Source organism: Pseudomonas sp. P5_A2_2 (assembly GCF_054177685.1).
Genome location: NZ_JBGCUL010000906.1, coordinates 1 through 1,780, shown reverse-complemented (window position 1 = coordinate 1,780; position 1,780 = coordinate 1). Strand labels below are relative to the sequence as shown.

The following is a 1,780-nucleotide window of genomic DNA, read 5'->3' as shown; positions in this document are numbered from 1 at the left end:
ATGTTAGACACTCATTGAAAAATGCCCGTAGAATGAAGCTTTCAAGCCTTCGAGGTGCCTTTGTGGAGTTTTTTTCCGAGTACGCCGTTTTCCTGGCCAAGACCGTGACCCTGGTGATCGCCATTCTGGTGGTCCTGGCCAGCTTTGCGGCCTTGCGCAGCAAAGGGCGGCGCAAATCCTCCGGCCAGTTGCAGGTCAGCAAGCTCAATGATTTCTACAAAGGGCTGCGCGAGCGCCTGGAGCAAACCTTGCTCGACAAGGACCAGCTCAAGGCCTTGCGCAAGACGCAGGCTAAAACCGACAAGAAACAGAAGAACAAAACCGAGGCCAAATCCCGGGTGTTCGTGCTGGATTTCAACGGCGATATCAAGGCTTCAGCCACCGAAAGCCTGCGCCACGAAATCACAGCCTTGCTGACCCTTGCCACGCCGAAGGACGAAGTGGTGCTGCGCCTGGAAAGCGGCGGCGGCATGGTTCACAGCTACGGCCTGGCTTCTTCGCAACTGGCACGCATCCGCGAAGCCGGCGTGCCCTTGACCGTGTGCATCGACAAGGTCGCGGCCAGTGGCGGCTACATGATGGCGTGCATCGGCCAGAAGATCATCAGCGCACCCTTCGCGATCCTCGGCTCGATTGGCGTGGTGGCGCAGTTGCCCAACGTCAATCGCCTGCTGAAAAAGCACGACATCGATTTCGAAGTGCTGACCGCCGGTGAATACAAGCGCACCCTGACCGTGTTTGGTGAAAACACCGAGAAGGGGCGGGAGAAGTTCCAGCAGGATCTGGACATCACCCATCAACTGTTCAAGAACTTCGTGTCGCGCTATCGCCCGCAACTGGCTATCGACGAAGTGGCCACCGGTGAAATCTGGCTTGGCGTCGCGGCGCTGGACAAGCATCTGGTCGACGAACTCAAGACCAGCGATGAATACCTCGCCGAGCGGGCCAGGCAGTCCGAGCTCTATCACTTGCATTACACCGAACGCAAAAGCCTGCCAGAGCGCATTGGCATTGCCGCCAGCGGCTCGGTCGATCGGGTGCTACTGAGCTGGTGGAGCCGCTTGACTCAGCAACGCTTCTGGTAAGCCTTTAGCGGGCACCTGCAAAAAATCAAACCGCGGATTTTCCGCGATTTTGATGATCGAGCCAGGCTTTACCGCGATTGGGTAACGATGGGGCGGCCGTTGCCGGTGATCACCGAACAGGCCTGGAGGACGGCCTTGAACCCAGCAAAGAGTTCAAGGCCTGGGACATCAACGGCGACGGAACAGCGGCAGCGGTTCGTCGGTCGCTGCCTGATAGCTCACCGAGAAGTCCTTGAGACCTTCCAGGGCTTCGTGCGGATCTTTGTCGGGGCGAATGGCGAACGCATCGAAACCACAGCGGTGCATGTAGAACAACTGATCGCGCAGCACATCACCAATTGCCCGCAGTTCGCCCTTGAAACCATAACGGTCACGCAGCAGGCGGGCGTTGGAGTAGTTGCGGCCATCGGTGAAGGCCGGGAAGTTCAGGGCGATGACCTGGAACTGCGCCACGTCTTCACCGATTTCCTCGGCCTCTTCATCGGCGTCCAGCCAGATGCCCAGGCCGCCATCGCGGGCCAGGAGCATACGGCTGTGTTCGCGCCACAGCTGCAACGGCACGATGAGATCGTCACAGTTGCTGATCTGGTCGATGTTGAAATCCTTGGGCAGCAGGTGCCAGGTCTCGTCGACGACCTCGTTGTTCTTAATGATTCGCTGCATAGACACGCTCCTTGAAGAGGTCGATGCCAATA

General features: G+C 58.3%; 2 protein-coding genes. One reads left to right on the top strand and one right to left on the bottom strand.

What is annotated here, in order from left to right; genetic code table 11:
• Positions 1-62 precede the first annotated feature (62 nt).
• Positions 63-1,085 carry a protease SohB gene (sohB, locus tag ACXRVY_RS27155; RefSeq protein WP_223462856.1) on the top strand — a complete coding sequence of 341 codons (1,023 nt, stop codon included), beginning with the start codon at positions 63-65 and terminating at the stop codon, positions 1,083-1,085.
• A gap of 168 nt (positions 1,086-1,253) precedes the next feature.
• Here the strand turns inward: sohB and ACXRVY_RS27150 are convergent, their stop codons facing one another.
• Entirely contained in the window at positions 1,254-1,748 is a 495-nt protein-coding gene (locus ACXRVY_RS27150) for a DUF934 domain-containing protein (RefSeq protein ID WP_223462857.1), read from the bottom strand.
• Positions 1,749-1,780 lie beyond the last annotated feature (32 nt).

What these genes read in the sequence shown, in the direction of transcription:
- ACXRVY_RS27150 (WP_223462857.1), bottom strand. Translation starts at nt 1,748, where the DNA reads ATGCAGCGAATCATTAAGAACAACGAGGTCGTCGACGAGACCTGGCAC.